This window comes from Rothia sp. P4278 (assembly GCF_048512945.1).
Classification (GTDB): Bacteria; Actinomycetota; Actinomycetes; order Actinomycetales; family Micrococcaceae; genus Rothia.
Genome location: NZ_JBLXXU010000001.1, coordinates 553,555 through 573,087, shown reverse-complemented (window position 1 = coordinate 573,087; position 19,533 = coordinate 553,555). Strand labels below are relative to the sequence as shown.

The window sequence follows — 19,533 nt, the reverse complement described above, 5'->3', positions numbered from 1 at the left end:
CGATCTACTGGGGTCCTTACGCCTCAGAGCTGAGTGCTGCCTGAACGGTATCGAGTAGTTCCTTCCAAGAAATCTCGAACTTATCTAGACCTTCGGTTTCCAGCTTCTCAACTATCTCCTTGTAGGAGATACCTACTGCTTCAAGTTGGTTGAGTACCTGGCTTGATTCTTCGTAGGTGCCTGCAATCGCATTACCGGCGACCTCTGCATGGTCAAAGGTCGCCATGAGAGTTGCCTCAGGCATGGTGTTCACGGTGCCGGGGGCGGCAATCTCGGTGACATAGAGGGTGTCGGGGTAGGCGGGGTTTTTGACACCTGTTGAGGCCCAGAGCGGGCGCTGGCGGTTAGCCCCAGCGGCTTCAAGGCGTGCCCAGCGCTCTGACTCGAATGCCTGCTCGTAGACCTCAAAAGCCAGACGGGCGTTAGCAAGACCGGCCTTGCCACGCAGGGCCAGGGCCTCCTCGGTAGCAATGGCATCGAGACGGGCATCAATTTCGGTGTCGACACGGGAGACAAAGAAGCTAGCTACAGAGTGAATCTTTGACAGATCCTTACCGTTCTCCAGTGCTTTCTCTAGGCCCAGCATGTAAGCGTTGATGACTGCGCGGTAGCGTTCCAGCGAGAAGATCAGAGTGACGTTGACCGAGATACCCTCGGCCAGGGTCTGCGCAATGGGGGCAAGACCCTCTTCGGTGGCGGGAATCTTAATCATGACGTTTTCACGGCCAACAGCGGTGTAGAGCTGCTTTGCCTGAGCAAAAGTTGCATCAGATTGGCGAGCCAGCAGGGGGCTGACCTCAATGGAGACACGACCGTCAAAGCCCTGGCTTGCCTCGTAAATGGGAGCAAAAACGTCGCAGGCATCGCGTACATCATCAATCATGGCGGCGAAGCCCGCGGCTTCTGCCTCTGTGCCCTGCTCTGCGAGTTTTTTCATCTGCTCAGCGTAGGCCGCGCCGTTGCTCAGTGCTGCGGCAAAAATACTGGGGTTGGTGGTCACGCCAACAACGTTTTTGGTATCAATCAGGGTCTGCAGGTTACCGCTGGACAGGCGTTCACGGGAAAGGTCATCGAGCCAGATGGAGACGCCGGCGTCGGAAAGCTTCTGGGTAGGTGTAGTCATTGGTATATTTCCTCTGTAGTTGCTTGCCCTAGCCGGGCTGATGCGCTCCGGCTAGGGCTCATATAGGTCAAGAGCAGAAAGCAGGTCAGCCGCCGCTCTCTGTACGGGTACCGCGCACGGAACCCTGTGGTTATTGGGCGGCCTGGATGGACTCGCGTGCTGCTGCAGCTACTTTCTCGGCGGTGAAACCGAAATCAGCGAAGAGCTCTTCGGCTGAGGCAGATGCACCGTAGTGTTCCAGAGAGACAGCGCGACCAGCATGGCCCAAGAGGTCCTGCCAAGACATAGCCAAGCCGGCTTCGACAGTAACTCGTGCCTTGACAGCGGCAGGGATAACCGACTCGCGGTACTCCGCACTCTCAGCGGCAAACCACTCGCGGCAAGGCATGGAGACAACACGAGCCGCAATGCCTTCTTCTGCAAGCTGGGTGCGTGCGGCCAGAGCAAGCTCAACCTCGGAGCCGGTAGCAATCAGAATGACATCCGGGGTTCCCTCGGTATCAGCCAGCACATAGCCACCGCGTGCGGTGCCCTGGGCTGAAGCGAACTTCTCACCCTCAGCCTTGGGGTGCAGGTCTTCACGAGCAAGGTTGGTCAGGTTCTGGCGTGAGAGCACCAGGCCTGCCGGGTGATCTTTGATCTCGAGAATCTTACGCCAGGCAACGGCGGTTTCGTTACCGTCTGCGGGGCGGACGACATCCAGGTTGGGGATAGCGCGCATTGCTGTCAGATGCTCTACAGGCTGGTGGGTGGGGCCATCTTCACCCAGCCCGATGGAGTCGTGGGTCCATACGAAGATGTTGGGTACACCCATGAGTGCTGCCAAGCGAACTGCAGGGCGCTGGTAGTCGGTGAAGACAAAGAAAGTGCCGGAGAAGGGACGGGTTGGTGAGGACAGAGCGATACCGTTGGTAATAGCCGCTGCTGCGTGCTCACGAATACCGAAGTGCAGGACGCGACCGTAGGGGTGGCCAGTCCAAGCCTTGGTGGAGCGGGCCTGAGGATTGAAGCTCTTCTCGGTGTCAATGGTGGTGTTGTTAGAACCGGCCAGGTCAGCGGAGCCACCCCACAGCTCTGGCAGGTGGGGGGCCAGGGCGTTGATGACCTTACCGCTGGCGGCACGGGTAGCCACAGCGGTACCAGCCTCAAAGACAGGTAGAGCCTGGTCTAGGTCCTTGGGAAGTTCACCGGCAATAAGACGCTCGTAGAGGGCGGCTTCTTGGGGATGAGCCTGCTTCCAGGTCTCAAAGTTCTTGTCCCATTCGGCGCGCTCAGCGGCACTACGAGCAAGCAGCCCGCGAGTGTGCTCAAGAACCTCAGGCTCAACAGCAAAGTGCTGTTCAGGGTCAAAACCTAGAATCTTCTTGGTGGCGGCTACCTCGTCGGCGCCCAGTTTGGAGCCGTGAATGCCGCCGGTGTTCTGCTTATGAGGTGCCGGGTAGCCAATGATGGTGCGCAGTTCAATAAAGGAGGGCTTATCGGTAACCTTCGTGGCCGCCACGATAGCATCGTAGAGCGCCTCAACGTCTTCCTGGTACTCTCCGCCTGCGGTCCAATCGATTGTGGTGACATCCCAGCCGTAGGCCTCGTAACGGGCTGCTACGTCTTCGGTGAAGGCAACATCCGTGTCATCTTCAATTGAGATGTGGTTGCGGTCGTAGATGACAACCAGGTTGCCGAGCTGCTGGTGACCGGCAAGCGCGCTGGCTTCGGCGGTAACGCCTTCCTGAACATCGCCTTCAGAAGCAATGGTGAAGATGGTGTGGTCAAAAGGCGAGGTGCCGGGAGCTGCTTCGGGGTCAAATAGACCGCGCATGCGGCGCTGCGCATAGGCAAAACCTACTGCCGAGGCCAGGCCCTGGCCCAGTGGGCCGGTCGTAATTTCTACACCCTTGGTGTGCCCGAACTCGGGGTGGCCGGGGGTGAGGGCTCCAGCGGTACGCAGAGCCTTGATGTCGTCGAGTTCCAGACCAAACCCGCCTAAGAAGAGCTGGTTGTAGAGAGTCAGCGAGGTGTGTCCAGGAGAGAGGATAAAACGGTCTCGGCCTGCCCAGCGATCATCGGTAGGGTCGTGGCGCATTACTTTCTGAAAGAGCAGGTATGCAACGGGGGCCAGGCTCATTGCGGTACCGGGGTGACCTGAACCGACCTTCTCAACTGCATCCGCTGCAAGTACGCGGGCGGTGTCAACAGCTCGCTGATCTTTTTCAGTCCATTCAAGTTTCTGGTTCAGATTAGGCATAGGCCATCCTCTCTCGCTCTGGTTGCCCAGATATAGTGACAATTATTTGTCAATCTGCCCTGCCAGCACTGGTCTTCCGTGCGGGGTAAATGGGCAAAAAGTATCTTCTCTAAGGATAGTTCACACCTGCACCTACTGGCCGGGTTCGCCTGAGGGCGGACGGAGGTGCTAAAGGGCACCCGGGCAACATTAGGCACAGCCTGCCCTGTCGTTATACGATGTAATTTGAACAAAAGCTCTTTTGGCCTGCTTGCAAACGATTTTTACACCCCTCATAAGTGACCCAAAACACTAAAAACTGGGTAACTTGGTGTAACAGCTGGCCATAAAAAGATTGAGTGGGCATGCGCCACGAAATCACCGGGAATTTCACATAGTGAATACCACTACCGGTAGGTAGTTATAAGAGCACGACACTCGACCTGTAAGGGAAGTCAGTATACGTGAAGGGCCATGGCATCAACACCGTGATTGACCGCGATAAGGTGCGTTCTACAGCACCTGAGTCGGTTGTACCCGGCCAGATTTCCCTGATGCGCAAGGTGAAGGCGTACATTCATCTGACTAAGCCTCAGATTATCGAACTCCTTTTGGTGACAACAGCACCCACCATGATCTTTGCTGCGGGGGGCTTCCCCAATCTCTGGCTCGTTCTCAACACCATGATCGGTGGATCCCTGGCTGCCGGTGCCTCGTGTGCCTTTAACTGCTACATCGACCGCGATGCCGACCGACTGATGAAGCGTACCGAGAAGCGCCCCTTGGTCACCGGTGAGCTCACTGACCGCCAAGCCCTGGTATTCGCTTGGGTGCTATCGGTTATTTCGATTATTTACCTCTACTTCTTGGTGAACCCGCTAGCCGCAGCTCTGGGCCTAGTCGCAATTTTCCTCTATGTCGTCTTCTACTCGCTCTGGCTCAAGAAACGCACCAAACAAAATATCGTTTGGGGCGGCCTTGCCGGGTGCATGCCGGTATTCATCGCCTGGGCCGCTGTCGAAAACACCATTTCCTGGGCCGCTCTTGTGCTCTTCATGGTGATTTTCCTCTGGACACCCCCGCACTACTGGCCTCTCTCCATGAAATATGCCGAGGACTACCGTGCCGCCGGTATTCCCATGCTAGGAGCCACAGACTCTGCTAAGAGTGTCTCTGTCCAAGTCGTTCTCTATGGATGGGCTATGGTGATTTGTTCCCTGCTGCTGATTCCCTTGGGGGGAGCAGGCTGGGTGTATACGATTGCCGCCTTGCTGATTGGTGCCTGGTTTCTCTACCACTGCCACAAGCTTCACGCTCTGGCCCTCAAAGAACAGGCTACGAGCCGAACTGCCATGGTGGTCTTCCACGGTTCCATTACCTACTTGACTGTACTTTTCATTGCTCTGGCTATTGATCCTTTTGTGGGTTCAGCTGTTCTGTCAATATAAGCGCAAGACAGAATAAAATTGGGGCCCGGCCTGCTCGCTGCAGGCTGGGCCCCCATTTTTTGCATTCAGTCGTGGCCTAGCTGATACGCTCCAGTGCACGCTTGCGGGAGGCTGCACTGGATAGAACCAGCTGACGCTCAATAAGCGACGCAGCGGCTAGAGAGAAGATACCTGACCCAATCAGGTGGAACTCAACCAGCCAGGCAGGTAGGCCGTTGAAGTACTGGGTGTAGCCCACAACTGCCTGGTAGCCCAAAACAAGCAGAACCCAGAAAAGGGACTTGGTGAAGATCGGGGCTAGAGCGTATTTACGGACCAATACGAAGAAAGCCAAGAGCGTGGCGCAGTAGGTCCAGACTAGGGTTCCGTGGAGTCGGGTTACCAGCACAGGGTCAAAAGCATGACGGTGGGTTTCAGCATCACCAGCGTGAGGTCCGGTACCTGTGGTCACGGTACCCATAAAGATGAGTGCGGCAACCAGAGCGAAGCCTAGCCAGCCGAGGACCCGCATAAGGCCTGAGCCTTCACGAGGTGCCTCTGCCGCCAACCCCTCAGCCTGAGCAGTACCACCAAAGTACCGGTAAATACGATTGAGATAGATAGCCGCAAGTGCAATCATGATTGCCGACAGGATGTAATGGGCCGTGACCATCCAGGGGTTGAGTTTCTGCCAGACAGAAATACCACCGACAACCGCTTGGACGGGGATGCCCCAGAGCAGAAGCAAAGTGAGATTGAAGAGGTCCGCATAGCGGGACTCGTGGGCCCGGGCACCAAAGATGAGCTTTTTGACGAAGAAACCGGCGCTGACCCGCTGAGGGAAAACGATGCCCAGGATAGTGATAAAAGCGACAATTGTGATAATAACCAGCACAAAAGTCAGGAGGCGGTTACCGAACTCCACCAAGCCGTGGATGCCCATTTCGGGGGTGGTTGTCCAGGATCCATCGGAGGTGCACTTAGGCCAGGTGTCACAGCCCAGCCCTGAGCCCGTGAGACGAACAACGCCACCGGAGATAATCAAGAAGATATTGGCGATAGCTAAAGCCCAGGCTGTTTTTTTAATCCAGGGGGTATAGCTGCTGGGTATGACCTTGCTAGCTACTGGTAGCCGCTGAGCTCTCTCAGATGAGGGGTTAGATGAGTTCCTGCTAGTCATGAACTTTTCTTTCACTGGTGGAGGGTGGTCTTAGGCAGACCATTTGAAGAAACGGACGGCCAGAGCGCCAAAGAGCACGGTGCTCAGAATCAAAATAATGTGAGGTACCAGGAGGAACTGGTGGCCCACAAAATCCCCGCGTAGAGCATTACCAAGTGCCGCTGAGGGCAGGAGGTCGATCAGCTGCGAGAGCCATGCCGGGTAACGGTCGGTGGGAATAAGGATGCCGCCTGCACCTGCCAGGATGACCCAGGCCATATTGACAATTGCTAGGGTGGCTTCAGCCCTGACAGTGCCAGCAATGAGGAGTCCTAGGGAGGTGAAGCAGGCCGCGCCCAGTAGGAGTGTTGGGGCTGAGAGCAGTAGACCGGGGATAGTTGCCGTCCATCCAAGAAGCTGCCCGAGCGCGCCTACCAGCAGGTACTGAATGAGGAGGACCGAAAGTACGGCCAGTACCTTGCCGGCTACCAGCCCGCCGCGCCCCAGCGGAGTGGTGGAAATAAATCGGAGAACACCGTAGCGGCGGTCGAAGCCTGTGGCGATGCCCTGACCTGAGAGCGCCGTGGAGAGAACACACAGGGCAAGCACACCGGGGATAGCAACGTCGATACGGGCTACCCCGTACCGCTGTGCCCAGGGGTCTAGGAAGCCAGTGAAGTTGAGGGCCAAAATCGCCATGACTGGGAAAGCGACATTGAGCATGAGCTGTTCACCATTTTTGAGCATAGCCAGGGTTTCAAAACGGCCCTGAGCAAGAATGCGCGCAGGGGAGGAAGCGGCTGTGGCCTGTTGGGTTTTGGGTGCTGTAGTGCTCATCGGATTTCTCTGCCTGCTAGTTCAAGGAATACGTCTTCGAGGGAGCGGTTAGCCAGTTCAAATTCACCGGGCATGATCTTGTGTTTAGCCCAGTAAGCCGTCAGCTCCGCCAGATGCTGGGGGGTGATGTCCCCGACTAGCCGGTAGAAGCCAGACGATTCTTCAAGTAGGGTGATCTGCTGAGCCTGAGCCGGGGTAAAGATAAGGCTGCTGGTCAGGCCGGGCAGAGCAGTGAAGGTCAGGGTCTTTTCTGCCTGGCTACCAGCCATAAGCACCCGGTCCATAGTCCCAGAGAGAACCACTGAACCGCGTTCAATCATGTACACATAGTCGGCAATTCGCTGGGCATCATCGAGCAGATGGGTGGTCAAGATAACCGCGACACCGGCCTGGCGCTGTTCACGAATAATGTCGAAGACAACGGCCCGTGATTGCGGATCGAGGCCAGCGGTTGGCTCATCGAGAAAAAGAACCTCTGGACGTCCAATAAGTGCTGCTGCCAGGGCAACCCTTTGTTTCTGGCCGCCGGATAATCTGCGAATAGTGGTTCCGTTGAAAGCGTCAATTCCCAATCGTCTGGCTATTTCATCGACGTTCAACGGGTCGGAGTACATGCGGGCGACATGCTTAAGAAGGGGGATAGGCCTAACAGCCGGAGGTAGGCCACCGTCCTGAAGCATGATGCCAACCCTAGCACGCAAGTCGGGGGAAGCTCCCCAGGGGTTCTGGCCCAGCAAGGAGATAGTCCCAGCATCAGGATTGAGCAGGCCCTGGGCGCATGCAAGGGTAGTCGTTTTGCCAGCACCATTGGCACCTAATAGGACGGTTACCTGCCCCCTATGAATTTCTAGGGAAAGGCCATTGACCGCGCGCTTAAGACCAGCGTCAGTGAGGGCATCTGGGTGCTGGCGTGCGTATGCCTTTGAAGGGGAGAAGTCCTTGACCAGCCCGTCAATCATGAGAGCAGGTGAGCTCTGGTGAGCTGGGTTTTCTTGAGGGCAGGCGGTGCCGGGGCTATGGGAGTGTGTAATCACCCGTCCATTCTAGTGGCTTCCAGAAGATGTTGAGGTCTAGCTGGGCGTTTGAAACAACTTTCTCAGCTAACTTTGACCGCCCGCGGTCGATGACTCCTACTTTAGCGGGCAAATAAGAGGTTAATATGAGAAACTCATAATAAATGTGACCAACTGTACCCCGTTAAATAGGGTGACCTTACTAGCTTAATGTCGGCCAATTACGACATACTTTATTGGTGTATTCCGCAGAGAAAGGCAGCACTGTGTCCGTAAAGACAACGCGCCCTGCAGAAACAGAGGAACGCACCCGCGATCGCGTTCTGCAAGGAGTTCTCACTCACGGCCCTGTTTCTGCGGCCAAACTGGGTGAGCTACTCAGCCTTACCCCGGCAGCTGTACGCCGTCACCTTGACGCCCTTGAAAAAGATAACCTCATTGAGGTTGCCAGCCACCGGCAACACGGGGCAGGCGCTGGTCGTCCCGCCCGGCGCTATGTCATAGCACCCCGCGGCCACAGCGAACTGGGCAACGACTACCTGGACATTGCCCGCGATGCACTCACCATGCTCAAAGATGCCGTAGGGGAGAGCGCGCTCCGTCAATTCGCCAGCGCGCGGGCCCACGAGATGGCAGAACGCTACCGCCCGGTTGTTGAAGCAGCGGGAGACGATGTATCAGCCCGAGCTGAAGCCCTGGCTGAAGCCATGACTCGAGACGGCTTTGTTGCCACTGCCCAAGAGATGAGCCCGGCACGCCCAGGCTCTCGCACCAAGCTCCCCGACCACCTGCTTGCATCCATTCAGCTCTGCCAGGGGCACTGCCCGGTCAGGGACCTCGCCGAAGACTTCAGCGTTTTCTGCGACCAGGAAACAGAGATTATTTCCGACCTCCTGGGAGTTGACGTGCGCAGGCTTTCAACCATGGCCAATGGCGCCCACGTCTGCACCACCCACATTCCGCTGGGGCGGGCAGCGGCCACTCAGCTCACCGAGCAAGACGCAAGAGCTACCACCGCTGATAGAAACCAATAGACTTTCCCACCGGGCCTTACCCGCCACAAGAGGTCAAGCCCGGAGAGAAGAAGATTTCGCTGGCCACCCAGCGAAAACCAACCCACCAAGAAAGGCCGTAATGACTGAACAGGTTGAGCGCAAGGCCAACAACACCGTCATTTCAGAGATTCTGGAGGCAAACCCCGAACTCGAAGGTATCGGTACCTACGAGTACGGCTGGGCCGACTCAGATGAAGCGGGCCAGGCTGCAAAGCGTGGTCTGGACGAAGATGTCGTGCGCGACATTTCAGGCAAGAAGAGCGAACCCCAGTGGATGCTTGACCTCCGCCTAAAGGCTCTCAAGTTCTTCGACCGCAAACCCATGCCCAGCTGGGGCGCTGATCTGTCGGATATCGACTTCGACAACATCAAGTACTTCGTTCGCTCCACCGAACGACAGGCAGAAACCTGGGAAGAACTGCCCGAAGACATCCGTAACACCTACGAAAAGCTGGGTATCCCCGAGGCAGAACGTAACCGCCTCGTCGCTGGTGTTGCCGCTCAGTACGAGTCTGAGGTTGTCTACCACCAGATCCGTGAAGACCTTGAAGCCCAGGGCGTCATCTTCTTGGATACCGATACCGCCCTCAAAGAGCACCCCGAATTTTTCGAGGAATACTTCGGCTCCGTTATCCCCGCCGGCGATAACAAGTTCGCAGCGCTGAACACAGCTGTATGGTCCGGTGGCTCCTTCGTCTATGTTCCCCCGGGAGTCCACGTAGAAATCCCTCTGCAGGCCTACTTCCGTATTAACACCGAGAACATGGGCCAGTTCGAGCGTACCCTCATCATTGCCGATGAAGGCTCCTACGTTCACTACATTGAGGGTTGCACCGCCCCCATCTACAAGACCGACTCACTGCACTCCGCTGTGGTTGAAATTGTTGTCAAGAAGAACGCTCGCGTTCGTTACACCACCATTCAGAACTGGTCCAACAACGTCTACAACCTTGTGACCAAGCGCGCTATCGCTCACGAGGGCGCAACCATGGAATGGATTGACGGCAATATCGGCTCAAAGGTCACCCAGAAGTACCCCGCCGTATACATGGTCGGTGAACAGGCTAAAGGCGAGACCCTATCCATCGCATTCGCCGGTGAAGGCCAGCACCAGGACACCGGTTCCAAGATGGTGCACATCGCCCCCAACACCTCATCAACTATCGTCTCCAAGTCGGTAGCTCGTAACGGCGGCCGTGCGGCCTACCGAGGCCTGGTTCAGGTCCGTGAAGGTGCCTCACGAGCTAAGAGCTCCGTGGTCTGTGACGCCCTGCTGGTGGACACCATCTCCCGCTCAGATACCTACCCTTACGTAGATATCCGCGAAGACGACGTCACCATGGGCCACGAAGCGACCGTCTCCCGTGTTTCTGAAGAGCAGCTCTTCTACCTCCAGCAGCGTGGCCTGCCCGAGGACGAAGCCATGGCTATGATTGTTCGCGGCTTCGTAGAGCCCATCGCCCGCGAGCTCCCCATGGAATACGCCCTAGAACTCAACCGCCTGATCGAACTCCAGATGGAAGGATCCGTAGGCTAAATTATGGCTAACGAAGCAAACCAGGGGCACAACAACCCCCTCATTCCCGGTATGGACCAGGAAGGTGAAAAGCTGGCATCAGAGCTGGCCACCGATGACACCATCCGCGTCTCTCAGCACAACACCGACAAGGTAGAAATCGACGCTTCGCGCGCCGAGCGCAAGACCTCCTTTAAGGTAGAGGACTTCCCCGCCCTAACAGGCCGTGAAGAAGACTGGCGTTTTACCCCCCTTAAGCGGCTGGGTAGCTTGCACACCGAGCAGCTGACCGGTGAGGCACCCGCTACGCAGGTCACCGCTCCCGCCGAAGTCCAGGTAGAAACCGTCGAGCGCACCGATGCCCGTATCGGGTCCGCCGGCATCCCCGAGGACCGTGTAGCGGCAAACGCTTGGAGCGCTTTCGCCCAGGCAACCGCTATTACCGTCCCCGCAGAAGCCGAGCTGACCGAGCGCATCGAGGTCAATATCGAGGGAACCCACAAGGACCCGTCCGCTCAGCACCTCTTTATCGAAACTAAGCCTTTCTCCAAGGCCCTTGTGGTTCTGCGCCACACCGGTAGCGCTGTGCTCTCACAGAACGTGGAGTTCAAGGTAGGCGACTCGTCCTCCCTGACCGTCATCACCCTCCAGCAGTGGGACAAGGACGCAATCCACGCCTCAGCCCAGTACGCTTCACTGGGGCGCGACGCCAAGTTTAAGCACATCAACATCAGCCTGGGCGGCGACCTGGTCCGAGTTACCCCCTCCACCAAGTTCACCGCCCCCGGCGCTGAAACTGAGATGTACGGCCTCTACTTTGTCGATGCCAACCAGCATATGGAAAACCGCCTGTTCGTTGCGCACACCGTGCCCAACTGCAAGTCCCGCGTCACCTACAAGGGTGCACTGCAGGGCAAGAGCGCGCGCTCTGTATGGGTGGGTGACGTTCTGATCGGTAAGGACGCCGAAGGCACCGACACCTACGAGCTCAACCGAAACCTGATTCTGGAAGACGGCCCCCGCGCCGACTCTGTGCCCAACCTGGAAATCGAAACCGGCCTCATTGAGGGCGCCGGCCATGCTTCCACCACCGGCCAGCTCGATGAAGATCACCTCTGGTACCTGCAGGCTCGAGGTATCCCCGAAGACCAAGCCCGCCGCCTGGTCGTTCGTGGCTTCCTCAACGAGATTATCCAGCAGATCCGCATTGACGAGCTCGAAGAACAGCTCTTCGCGGCACTCGAAGCCGAACTCGCGCTATCCAATAACTAAAGCTTTACCTCTCTAGGAGAAACAACTCATGGCAACCCTTGAAATCAAGGACCTACACGTTTCAGTCATCCTCGATGACGACAACACCAAGCCCATCCTGAAGGGCGTCAACCTGACCATCAACTCTGGCGAAATCCACGCCATTATGGGACCCAACGGCTCAGGCAAGTCAACCCTGGCTTCCACTATCGCCGGTCACCCCAAATACCAGATCGATTCCGGTCAGATCCTGCTTGATGGCGAAGACGTCACTGAAATGTCGGTCGATGAGCGTGCACGCGCTGGCCTCTTCCTGGCTATGCAGTACCCCGTTGAAATCCCCGGTGTCACTATGAGCAACTTCCTACGCTCAGCTAAGACCGCTGTTGACGGCGAAGCACCTGCCCTGCGCACCTGGACCAAAGATGTTAAGGCAGCTATGGAGAACCTCTCCATTGATCCGGACTTCATTAGCCGTAACGTCAACGAAGGCTTCTCAGGTGGCGAAAAGAAGCGCCACGAGATTCTGCAACTGGAACTACTCAAGCCCAAGTTCGGCATCCTGGACGAAACCGACTCCGGCCTGGATGTTGATGCACTTAAGGTCGTCTCTGAGGGTGTTAACCGCGCTCACGCCGAGAACGATATGGGCGTCATGCTCATTACCCACTACACCCGAATCTTGCGCTACATCAAGCCGCAGTTCGTGCACGTTTTCGTAGATGGCAAGATGGTAGACCAGGGCGGCTCCGAACTGGCAGACCGCCTGGAAGAAGAAGGCTACGAGCGCTACCTAGCCGCTAAGTAAGCCCACCAAACCGCTTACGAAAGGTGACTGCAATGTCTGAGGCTCCCGCTGGTGCCCCCAGCCAAGAAGAGATTGAGGAAGCCCTCATGAACGTGATTGACCCCGAGCTAGGGATCAATATCGTAGATTTGGGCTTGCTGTACGGTATGCGCTGGAATGATGAAGGCGCCCTGGTGCTGGATATGACCCTAACCACCGCAGCCTGCCCCCTACAGGACGTCATCGAGGAACAGGTTGCTCAGAACCTGGAAACCATGATTGATGAGTGGCATGTTAACTGGGTCTGGATGCCCCCGTGGGGCCCAGAGCGCATTACCGAAGACGGCCGTGACCAGATGAGAGCCCTGGGCTTCAACATCTAAATTGTTGCCAGCAGCTGTGCTTCTTTTCTGAGCCAAAAGTCCCTTACCCCGCTGAGCGCGCGGGGTAAGGGACTTTTCCTCTAAGCAGCTCCATGTATCTGGGGTTAGTGGGCTATTCCGCTAAAAATTCCGGTGGGTTGTGGGTGAAGAAACGAGTCTTAACGGCTAGGAGCAAGAGCCCTAAGCCCAACCAGATAAGACCCAGCCTGATAGCGGCGCCGTCTAGCTGTAGCAACAGGTAGACGATAACCAGGGCGCCGATGGTAGGTGCCACCAGGTCTCGGACTAACCTGCCTTGGTGGCCTGCATTTTTCTTTGACTGCGCCCACAAAAGGATGAGGGAGATATTGACCATGGTGAAGGAGACAAAGGCACCGAAATTAATGAAAGAGGTAGAGGTAGTAAGGTCAAGGAAAACGGCTAGAGCGCCGACAAGGCCGATGGTGATGATGCTGTAGACGGGGGTCTGTGTGCGGCGGCTCAAAAAACCAAAGATTTTGGAGGGTAGCATTTTATCTCGCCCCATAGCGAAGAGCAGGCGACTACCTGCTGCCTGGGCTGCGATACCTGAAGTAAACTGAGCAATAATGAGCGCCGCAACGAAGATAGAGGCAAAGAGGTTGCCTCCTACGGTCTTGGCAATTTCAAACCCAGCAGAATCTACATTTTCGAAGATACCGCCGGGGTGCACCAGCTGGCCAAAGTATGAAACGACGATAAAGATTGCACCGCCAATTAGAGCAACAAAGAAGATAGCTCTGGGTACGGTTTTTTCAGCCTCATGCGTTTCTTCGGCTAGGGTCGTTACCGCGTCGAAGCCTAAGAAAGAATATGCTGCAATGGCGGCGCCTGCGGTGATGAGCGCAAAGTTTGAATTAGATCCACCCGTAAAAGGCGCCAGGCTTAAGAGGTTCTGCGATGCCCCTGCCAGGGTCAAGCAGGTGAGCACGACGAATATAACCAGCACCAGGATCTGGAAGGCCATGAGAATTAGATTGACCTTATCGGCTACTTTAATCCCAATGATATTCAGAGCTGTGGTAATGAGGACGAATAGGATAATCCACAGGGCGGTTGGGATATCTGGGAATTGGGCGTTGAGGTAGGCCCCGCCAATTAGCCAGATCACCATGGGCAGGAAAAGATAATCGAGGAGAGTGAGCCAACCGACCAAAAACCCTATGCGGTTGCCTAAGATCTTACGGACGTAGGTGTAGGCAGAGCCCGCTTCTGGGTAGATACCGGCTAACCTACTGTAACTGTTGGCAGTAAAGAGCATTGCTAGCAGAGCAATAAGGTATGCCCCTGAGCTAGCCCCTTGGGTAGTGGAGGCGATAACTCCAAAGATTCCGAGGACGATGAGCGGGGTAAGGTAGGCCAGACCAAAAATTACTAGGGAGGGTAATTTGAGGGTTTGAGGTAGCCGTGCTTGGCTATTTTCTGTCATGAGTGCGCTCCTTGTACGGAAGGTGCCCAGGTTGCAGGGTTAATTTGTCCGCTGTACATGGGTAGTGCGATGGGTGGGTCTTGGGCGGTGAACTGATGCCAGATACGGTTGGTTCCGCAGGTGCCTTCTTGCCTTACCCTGTCTAAAACCTCCTGCGAGTATTGGACAAGGAGCGTTTCCTCTCCACCTGCTGCCTGGGCTAGAATCTTTCCTTCTGGATCTACGGCGATACTACCGCCTCGCCCTAGCGGCTCAGCGCAATTGACGCTGAAGAAGTAGATCTGGTTACTGATAGCGTTGGCTTGTGCAAGGATGAGTTCTTGTTGACGGTCATCACTGGTTGTTTTGACTATGTTGATAATAGCCTGGGCCCCTAGCCAGCTTAGATGTCTGCTGTGCTCAGGGAACCAGGTGTCGTAGCAATTTGAGAGCCCTAGAGTCAGGCTGGATTGATCTTGTCCAGCTGCTGCCGAGTCTGACACTTGGCTGGGGTGCATAATTGTGCTGGTAATAAACTCCCTGCCGTAGTCATGGGGTTCGTGGGGTCTCCAGGGGAACATCTTACGGTAGGCCGCCTGTAGGTGACCGCTGGGTGCTATGAGGAGCTCAGTGTTGTAGAGCTTTCCTTGGTGGCTTTCGTTGATACTGCCGGGAATCAACCAGATCTTGAACTCATGAGCCAGCTGCCCCAGTGCCCTGACCAGATCCCCGTCAAGGGGAGTGGCCCAGTTCAGCATGTGTTGTCGGTGTTCATCTGGTGGGTAGGCAAAGACATCTTGGAGGTGCATTTCGGGGTAGACCAACAAGTCAAGCTGGGGGTGCTTGTGGAGGGTTTCCTGAATGTCCTCTCGTAGGGCTTCAAGATTGTTGAGGCCTGGCAGGGGTTTGCGTTGGGCAAGTCCCAGATTCCACTCTGTTTTTGACATTTTGCACCTTATTTCTGATCTGGCTCTAGCAATAGCTAGACGGCTAGAAGTGTGTTTTCAAGCACTGTATTTGACCATACTGTACACTGCCAAAGGTGAACCAATCATCCATGCTCTATCGATATTTTTCTCGGAGCAAATCAGCCTGGCCTAGGCGCCTGCCCCATTCTTCCACCAGATGCAGAGCAATCCAGGGGCAGAAGAAGCGGGCCCGTCCTTGAGCCTACCTGTGCTTAGTTGGCTCCAGTCGCTGGCTTCTAGGAGCCTCAGCCGGGTGACCGGAGCGGAGGTTGAGAGGAGTAAGATGGGCAGGGAAAATCCACAGAAAATCTATGAGGTAAGGAGCAGGATGGAAGAGTTAACCGTTGATGTGCTGGTACTTGGCTTTGGCAAGGCCGGCAAAACGGTCGCCATGAAACGAGCTGCTGCTGGGGACAAGGTAGCGCTGGTGGAAGAAGACCCCGCAATGTACGGCGGTACCTGCATCAATATTGGTTGCGTACCGACCAAGTTCCTGCTGAACCAGTCTCACAAGCGCAGGGAGTTTAAGCCGGCACGAGATGACCGTAACAGCTTCATCGCCCGTCTTAGGGCCGCTAACCAGAAAATGGTGGAGGGCAAGGGCGTGCTCCTGCTCGACGGACCGGCCCGGTTCGTTGATTCTTCAACCGTGCAGGTGGGGGAGCAGGTACAGGTCAGGGCATCCACTATCATCATTAACACCGGTGCTTCTTCTGGAGTTGAGGTGGGTGGACGACTGCACGACTCCACCAGCATCCAGCAGCTTGAGCATACACCGGCTACCCTGGCTGTTATTGGCGGTGGACCGATTGGTCTTGAGTTTGCCACCATGTTCTCTGGCTTCGGTAGCAGGGTGACTATCTATAAGGGCGAAGGTGACTTTCTACCCGCCCTGGACAGGAACATTGCCCAGGCGGTGCGTGAGCACCTAGAAGCTCAGGGTATCGCCATTGTTGACCGGCGTATTTCCGCAGAGCAGGCCAATGAACAGCTGGGCGATGAGGTTATTCTGGTAGCCACAGGACGCCGTCCCGCAGTTGCCGGGCTGAACCTTGAGGCAGCCGGTGTCGACTACACCGAAAAGGGGATCAAGGTCGACCAGCACTGTCGCACCAGTGTAGAAGGAATTTACGCGGTCGGAGACGTCACAGGTGCACCCCAGTTCACTTACGCCTCCTATGATGATCACCGCATCGTGCTGTCTCACCGATGGGGCGATGGCTCCCGTACCCGCACCGGCCGCCTGCTACCGGCCACTACCTTCATTAACCCACCGCTCTCTACCGTGGGACTTACCACCCAGGAAGCAGCCCGAGACTATGAGATTGAGGTGCGTGAATCTGCAATCGCTGACCTGGCGATTGTTCCCCGCCCCAAAATAATGGGCCAGCCCGAGGGTATCGCCCAGTTTGTAATAGACCGGACGACCAATCAGATTCTTGGCGCTACCCTCTGGTGCATCGACTCCCAAGAACTGATTAACACGGTAGCCCTGGCCATGACCCAGAAGATTCCTGCTGAAGCTCTAGGAGAGGGTATCTACACCCACCCCTCAACTTCTGAGCTTTTTAATGCACTACTAGCCTAGCTGAGCAGTCTAGGCAGCTCCCAAAAGGCTTGAAGAAACCAAGAAGGAAGTGGGGGTGCACTTTTGGGGTACCTCCATGCTGACAGGTAGCTCTCGCCAGGGGCAGAGCTTGCTCGATGGGGGTGCGAGAAACCCAAGAATGCTGGTTTCTCAATCACCCACCGTCCCGTCAATGTTTTCTCGGAGCAAATCAGCGTGGCCCAGGTGCCTGCCCCATTCTTCCACCAGATGCAGGGCAACCCAGCGGTAGGAGAAGCGGGTGCCGTCCTTGAGTTTACCTGTGCTTAGTTGGTCCCAGTTGCTGGCTTCTAGGAGCCGGTGGGTTGCCTGCATAGAGTCTTGTAGGCGTGTGACACACTGAGGGGTTGGGAGTCTAATGTGCCAGTCAGCGTCTGGGTCAGCGTCCCAGTCCATTGATTGCCAGGGCTGGGGTAGGTTTTGGCCTAGGAGAACTTCTTGACGCCAGTAGTCTTCTACAAACCATAGGTGGGCGATCATACCTTTGAGGGTCATAGTGCTGGGTGGAAGAGCCTTGGAAAGCACTTCATCAGACAGTAGGTCCCCGTGCTCATTGTGTATCTTACGTATAAAAACTTGCTGCTGAAAGCTGAGGTAGCCCAGGACAAGCTCTTTTTCATTGCCGGTTAATGATGGTTCACGCAAAGGGGTTTTCATGGTGATTTAGAATACTATAGGTAAATATGAATATCATGATTTACGGTGCAGGAGCCATGGGGCTCTATTTCGCCGCAACCCTGGCTCAAGCCGGTCACGATATCCACCTGAAAGCACGAAGCCCCTGGCCTCTTGCTACGGGGAGCCAGCCAGAGATTACCGTCCAGCGGGCAGACGGTAGTCAGGAGTCGGTCAGCATTGCCAGCGTATTCACCGATGTGACTGAGCAGCTTGATGTTGATGCGGTGCTGATTGCTACTAAGGCCTGGCAGGTGCCAGGAGCCCTTGAGGAGCTTGACGGTAAAATTCCCAGCTCGGCCCTGCTGTTGACGGTTCAAAACGGTATCACCGCTCCGGAACACTGCGCCCGCACTCTACCGAAAAACCCCACGCTTGCTTCAACCTGCGTGGTCATTGTGGAGCGCAAAAGCCCGCAGACCGTTCACCTACTGGGTCGAGAGGCGCAACTGACGGTGGGGGAGTTCCAGGCCGGAAATAGCTCCGATGGCCTGAGCCGTGTACAGGACATGTTTGAGAGGACACCGGTTGAAATCACTCCGACCAGCGATATTCAACGTGCCCTCTGGAAGAAGCTGGCACTGATTGCCTCCTACGGCGGTGTCGGCGCCGTATCGCAGCTGACGGTGGGCCAAACTCGCTCCCACGACTCAACCCGCAACCTCGTGCTCGAAGCTATCCAGGAAACCGCGAGAGTTGCTCGTGCACACGGCCTTACCTTCACCGAACAGGACGTGCAGGATACTTTTGCGATTTACACCGATGTTTTTGCTCCCGGCACTACATCGTCCATGCAACGCGACTTGGCCGAGGGGCGACCCTCCGAACTGGATGACCAGGTGGGGGAGATCGTCCGGCGCGCAGAAGCGAGCGGAGTAGATGCACCCGTGCAGAACTTCCTCCACCGGGTGCTGAGGGCGCGCGAAGAGATTGCGAGGGATCAAGAGGGAAGCTAGCGCAATACTCGATCTGCAGGGTATATATTCGATGAACGGATTTTTACCTCCTATCACAATGCGCCTGATGAGCTGCCGGGTTTACTGTGAAAGCCCGGCAGCAGCAGGCAACCAAGCACCCGTGTGCGAGCCCTGGTCACAGAGAGCTACCTGCAAGACCTCAAGAACCTGACCCCGATGATGCTATGGGCAAGACCAGCACCGCAGAGTTCGGCAAGGACAACCGTCCAAAACCCACCCATGGGTGGCAGCAGCCCACAAGGACATAGCGGTAGCCGTAGTCGCGGAGGATGGCGAGCTGGGCGTTGCGCTGACGGGTCAGCCGATTGTGAAGAAGTTCATGGAACAGCTCTAGAGTGCAGTGAACTTGGTATCGCAAAAATTCGGGTTTTGTGCAATAATTTGAGGAAGCTGGTACCCACAAGTTTCTGGAGTTCTACCATGTCGCTTGAAGCGTTTAACCTTAAATCGACCGTTATCATCTCTGCAGAAGATGCTGCGGACTTCCTTGCAAAAATGGATATTTCGATTGTCGATATCAATGCAGGACTTGAAGCCGGTGAGCAGGCTGCGGGAAATACGGGTATTGATGCCCCTGCGACAGCAGCCGGAACCCGCAGGTGGTTTGATACTACTGAGGTTATCCGCAGGGAATTGCGCACTAAAGGGCCATGGAAGATAGAAAATCCCAAGAATAGGCCGCTGGTTGTCCACCTAGGTGGTGACTACAGGATGGGAATTTTAGGCGGAGATGCTAATACAGGTATCCCTGACCCGGATGTAGTTCCAAAAGCCAACAGGAAAAAGGGCGTCGCGACCAAGGAATCCGTCAATGCAAACCAGGAAGCACTGTTTTATCTCAATAAACCAGCGGATAATACTCTTCACGAGGTTATCGGTAGCCTGCCTCCTGCCGGTCACTGGTTTCTTCTCTACTATCGGGATGAGGAAGAGATTAGGTGTGAGATTTCCTTGCCGTCACCCAGCTTTGAAGACGGGCAGTTTCAGAGTTGGCAGTGTCGCGTAATCCTTCCCCCGATAGACAAAACAGCTGTAGACCGTAACAAGATACCGGATATTGGTGGCGGAGACGTTGAGTTCCAAATCGCATAATATTTACCCTGAACGGA

General features: G+C 55.9%; 17 protein-coding genes. 9 read left to right on the top strand and 8 right to left on the bottom strand.

Features of this window, described 5'->3' with window-relative positions; translation table 11 throughout:
• Positions 1 to 16: 16 nt before the first annotated feature.
• On the bottom strand, positions 17 to 1,123 hold the full coding sequence (gene tal / locus ACN085_RS02555) for a transaldolase (RefSeq protein WP_419110480.1): 1,107 nt from the start codon (positions 1,121 to 1,123) through the stop codon (positions 17 to 19).
• A 130-nt stretch (positions 1,124 to 1,253) separates the two neighbouring features.
• Positions 1,254 to 3,365 carry a transketolase gene (gene tkt / locus ACN085_RS02550; protein ID WP_419099767.1) on the bottom strand — a complete coding sequence of 704 codons (2,112 nt, stop codon included), beginning with the start codon at positions 3,363 to 3,365 and terminating at the stop codon, positions 1,254 to 1,256.
• Between the two features lie 485 nt (positions 3,366 to 3,850).
• On the opposite strand from tkt, the gene ACN085_RS02545 reads away from it, so the two are divergent.
• Positions 3,851 to 4,792: a heme o synthase gene (locus ACN085_RS02545; protein ID WP_419099810.1), complete on the top strand. Its 942-nt coding sequence runs from the start codon at positions 3,851 to 3,853 to the stop codon at positions 4,790 to 4,792.
• 76 nt (positions 4,793 to 4,868) lie between these two features.
• Here ACN085_RS02545 and ACN085_RS02540 read toward each other — a convergent pair whose 3' ends face one another.
• Genes ACN085_RS02540 through ACN085_RS02530 form a run of 3 tightly spaced genes read right to left on the bottom strand, consistent with a single transcriptional unit; the run spans position 4,869 to position 7,726 of the window.
• Positions 4,869 to 5,951 carry a COX15/CtaA family protein gene (locus tag ACN085_RS02540; RefSeq protein WP_419110479.1) on the bottom strand — a complete coding sequence of 361 codons (1,083 nt, stop codon included), beginning with the start codon at positions 5,949 to 5,951 and terminating at the stop codon, positions 4,869 to 4,871.
• Between the two features lie 30 nt (positions 5,952 to 5,981).
• Positions 5,982 to 6,767, bottom strand: a complete 786-nt coding sequence (locus ACN085_RS02535; RefSeq protein WP_419099765.1) for an ABC transporter permease — start codon at positions 6,765 to 6,767, stop codon at positions 5,982 to 5,984.
• Positions 6,764 to 7,726: an ABC transporter ATP-binding protein gene (locus ACN085_RS02530; RefSeq protein ID WP_419110698.1), complete on the bottom strand. Its 963-nt coding sequence runs from the start codon at positions 7,724 to 7,726 to the stop codon at positions 6,764 to 6,766. Before ACN085_RS02530 ends, ACN085_RS02535 begins: the two co-directional genes overlap by 4 nt.
• Before the next feature lie 320 nt (positions 7,727 to 8,046).
• On the opposite strand from ACN085_RS02530, the gene ACN085_RS02525 reads away from it, so the two are divergent.
• From ACN085_RS02525 to ACN085_RS02505, 5 genes are all read left to right on the top strand, one after another.
• The gene (locus ACN085_RS02525) at positions 8,047 to 8,814 is read left to right on the top strand and encodes a helix-turn-helix transcriptional regulator (protein ID WP_419110478.1); all 768 of its coding nucleotides are present in this window, start codon (positions 8,047 to 8,049) and stop codon (positions 8,812 to 8,814) included.
• 100 nt (positions 8,815 to 8,914) lie between these two features.
• Complete coding sequence (gene sufB, locus ACN085_RS02520) at positions 8,915 to 10,372, top strand: Fe-S cluster assembly protein SufB (protein WP_419099763.1); 1,458 nt, start codon at positions 8,915 to 8,917, stop codon at positions 10,370 to 10,372.
• A gap of 3 nt (positions 10,373 to 10,375) precedes the next feature.
• Positions 10,376 to 11,623, top strand: coding sequence for a Fe-S cluster assembly protein SufD (gene sufD / locus ACN085_RS02515; RefSeq protein ID WP_419110477.1), 1,248 nt, complete (start codon positions 10,376 to 10,378; stop codon positions 11,621 to 11,623).
• A gap of 28 nt (positions 11,624 to 11,651) precedes the next feature.
• The gene (sufC, locus tag ACN085_RS02510) at positions 11,652 to 12,410 is read left to right on the top strand and encodes a Fe-S cluster assembly ATPase SufC (protein WP_419099761.1); all 759 of its coding nucleotides are present in this window, start codon (positions 11,652 to 11,654) and stop codon (positions 12,408 to 12,410) included.
• 32 nt (positions 12,411 to 12,442) lie between these two features.
• A complete protein-coding gene (locus tag ACN085_RS02505) occupies positions 12,443 to 12,772 on the top strand; it encodes a metal-sulfur cluster assembly factor (protein ID WP_419099760.1) in 330 nt (109 codons plus the stop codon).
• A gap of 112 nt (positions 12,773 to 12,884) precedes the next feature.
• Here the strand turns inward: ACN085_RS02505 and ACN085_RS02500 are convergent, their stop codons facing one another.
• Together ACN085_RS02500 and ACN085_RS02495 are read right to left on the bottom strand one after the other, a co-directional pair.
• Complete coding sequence (locus tag ACN085_RS02500; RefSeq protein ID WP_419110476.1) at positions 12,885 to 14,219, bottom strand: APC family permease; 1,335 nt, start codon at positions 14,217 to 14,219, stop codon at positions 12,885 to 12,887.
• Positions 14,216 to 15,145 (bottom strand): carbon-nitrogen hydrolase family protein, encoded by a 930-nt coding sequence (locus tag ACN085_RS02495; RefSeq protein ID WP_419110475.1) that lies wholly within the window; start codon positions 15,143 to 15,145, stop codon positions 14,216 to 14,218. The genes ACN085_RS02500 and ACN085_RS02495 overlap by 4 nt, the downstream gene beginning before the upstream one ends.
• Positions 15,146 to 15,494: 349 nt before the next feature.
• On the opposite strand from ACN085_RS02495, the gene ACN085_RS02490 reads away from it, so the two are divergent.
• Positions 15,495 to 16,754 (top strand): FAD-dependent oxidoreductase, encoded by a 1,260-nt coding sequence (locus ACN085_RS02490; RefSeq protein ID WP_419110474.1) that lies wholly within the window; start codon positions 15,495 to 15,497, stop codon positions 16,752 to 16,754.
• 150 nt (positions 16,755 to 16,904) lie between these two features.
• Here ACN085_RS02490 and ACN085_RS02485 read toward each other — a convergent pair whose 3' ends face one another.
• Complete coding sequence (locus ACN085_RS02485; RefSeq protein WP_419110473.1) at positions 16,905 to 17,429, bottom strand: DUF664 domain-containing protein; 525 nt, start codon at positions 17,427 to 17,429, stop codon at positions 16,905 to 16,907.
• A gap of 26 nt (positions 17,430 to 17,455) precedes the next feature.
• Here ACN085_RS02485 and ACN085_RS02480 point away from each other — a divergent pair, with 26 nt between their 5' ends.
• Together ACN085_RS02480 and ACN085_RS02475 are read left to right on the top strand one after the other, a co-directional pair.
• Positions 17,456 to 18,403: a ketopantoate reductase family protein gene (locus ACN085_RS02480; protein ID WP_419110472.1), complete on the top strand. Its 948-nt coding sequence runs from the start codon at positions 17,456 to 17,458 to the stop codon at positions 18,401 to 18,403.
• Between the two features lie 441 nt (positions 18,404 to 18,844).
• Positions 18,845 to 19,516 (top strand): hypothetical protein, encoded by a 672-nt coding sequence (locus ACN085_RS02475; RefSeq protein WP_419110471.1) that lies wholly within the window; start codon positions 18,845 to 18,847, stop codon positions 19,514 to 19,516.
• Positions 19,517 to 19,533: the final 17 nt, after the last annotated feature.